Source organism: Candidatus Izemoplasma sp., assembly GCF_982632705.1.
In genome coordinates, this window is the sequence record NZ_CEXEES010000110.1 from 1 (window position 1) to 2,309 (window position 2,309).

Here is a 2,309-nt window from a genome sequence, read left to right on the forward strand (position 1 = left end):
GGAATTAAAAGAACGTTATAATAAAATAATGAAATAATCAGACTTGTGTAGCGGTCTATTTTCCACCCTGCAAACAAAAAAGTAAACCAAATGGATTACCTAAGAAATTTAATGGCAGGGGCGGAGAGGATCGAAACCCCGTAGACGGTGTTGGAGACCGTTGTCCTTTAAAAAAGTAAATTATTACTTTATTTCTTATATTGTCATTGTTTGGTATTATAGAAGATAAGGAGTTGATTCTATGACAACTGAAACTGTTTTATTTGCGCTAGGCCTAACTGTATTTGCTGGATTATCTACAGGGATTGGTAGTGCACTTGCATTCTTCTCGAAGAAAACAAATGAATCATTTTTATCTTTAGCACTTGGATTTAGTGCAGGGGTAATGATTTATGTATCAATGATTGAGATATTCCCAAAAGCTAGAGTATCTTTAGAAAACTATTATGGAGATGTATCTCAAGGATATTTAATAACAACATTAGCGTTTTTTGGTGGTATTGCATTAATCGCTTTAATTGATAAACTTGTTCCGAACCATGAAAACCCTCATGAGATACATGATGGTGTAGAAATGGTTCAATCAGAACACGATAAAGAGAAATCATTAATGAGAATGGGACTATTTAGTGCACTTGCGATTGGTATTCATAACTTCCCTGAAGGACTTGCTACGTTTATGGCAGCAATACAAGATCCAACACTTGGTGTCTCAATCGCAGTTGCGATTGCGATACATAATATACCTGAAGGAATTTCTGTAAGTGTTCCTGTATATTACGCAACTGGAAGTAAGAAAAAAGCATTCTTATTTTCGTTCTTAAGTGGACTTGCTGAACCAGTTGGAGCATTAATCGGATTCTTCTTAATAAGAAACTTCTTAAGTGATGGATTGTTTGGGATGGTATTTGCTGGTGTTGCTGGAATCATGGTTTATATATCGCTTGATGAATTACTTCCAACCGCAGAAAAATATGGTAAACACCATATCGCAATCGGTGGATTGATCGCTGGAATGGCAGTTATGGCAGTTAGTTTAGTATTGTTTGTATAAAAAATAAGAAGCCAAATTTTGGCTTCTTTTATTTTTTTGATGTTTGAATCTTATTTTCTAACGCTTCTACCCTATCGGATATCGGGGGATGATTATATTTCATGAACACAAACAATGGATGAGGAGTTAAACTTGCTAAGTTAGAACGCCCTACTTTCTTAAGAGCTGTAATCATCTCATTACCAAAGCCATAATCGACAGCTATCGCATCTGCTTGGTATTCATGTTTTCTAGATATTATATTAGTTATGATCTTAGTTACAATACCAAGTGGAGAGAGTAGTAATACAAATACAATAACTACAAAGCCAAAGTATTCAGTAATCTCTAAATTGTTACCGATAATGTTAGATGTTGCCAAAAGGTAGAACAAAAATGTGTATAACGCAAGATTCACTACTGTCTTAGCCATATCTTTAAACATATGGTTGTAATTTGCATGTCCAATTTCATGAGCGATGACAGCGCATATTTCATCTTCTGTTAATTCATTTAGTAATGTATCAAAGATCATCACTTTCTTTGTTTTCCCAAACCCTGAAAAGAATGCATTCAGCTTAGTAGTTCTTGTTGATGCATCTATCACTACGATTTGTGATAACTCATAACCTGATGTTTTTGATAATGCAGTAATTTTATCTTTTAGAGTTCCTTCTTCTAACGGACTCATCTTATAGAATAATGGCATAATCCATTTAACGAAAAGAATATTGAATAAAACGATAACGACAATCAATATTGAGAATAAATAAATATAAAACATATTCTCTACTTTATTATCAATAAATGTCAGTAAAACCAATAATCCTCCCCCTAAAATACCAGTAATGAATAATTCAATGATTTGATCTTTAATAAAACGTGCATGTGACGTTTTATTAAAACCATGCTTTTCTTCAACAATAAATGTATCAATGTATTCAAACACAATTGATAATACATATAGAATTATCCCATATATCACCACAATCAAAAGATTAATAACATAAATATTATCTGATAGATTGGTACTAATGGTTTCTATTACTTGGTATCCACCAAATAATAGAATTGATAATTGAATAATCAACGACAACGATTTTGATAGGAGTTTTTTATTGTTCTTTTCAGTACTATAAACAACCCACTTCTTATATTGTGCTTCATCATAGATATCTTTTACATTATTTGGGATTGGTTTTGTTTTGTAAGATCTGTCTAGAAATGAGACAACCACATCAAGTAAGAATGGTAATGAAAGGAATATTGTTAATAT

The 2,309-nt window shown here is 32.4% G+C and carries 2 protein-coding genes; one reads left to right on the forward strand and one right to left on the reverse strand.

Annotated elements, in window-relative coordinates; genetic code table 11:
- The first annotated feature begins 241 nt into the window (after positions 1-241).
- On the forward strand, positions 242-1,054 hold the full coding sequence (zupT, locus tag AC2LE6_RS08935; RefSeq protein ID WP_484478912.1) for a zinc transporter ZupT: 813 nt from the start codon (positions 242-244) through the stop codon (positions 1,052-1,054).
- A 28-nt stretch (positions 1,055-1,082) separates the two neighbouring features.
- Here zupT and AC2LE6_RS08940 read toward each other — a convergent pair.
- On the reverse strand, positions 1,083-2,309 hold a 1,227-nt coding region (locus AC2LE6_RS08940), incomplete at its 5' end, for a M48 family metallopeptidase (RefSeq protein ID WP_484478913.1).

Excerpts from the sequence above, each read along its gene's own strand:
- zupT (WP_484478912.1), top strand. The coding sequence starts at position 242 with ATGACAACTGAAACTGTTTTATTTGCGCTAGGCCTAACTGTATTTGCT.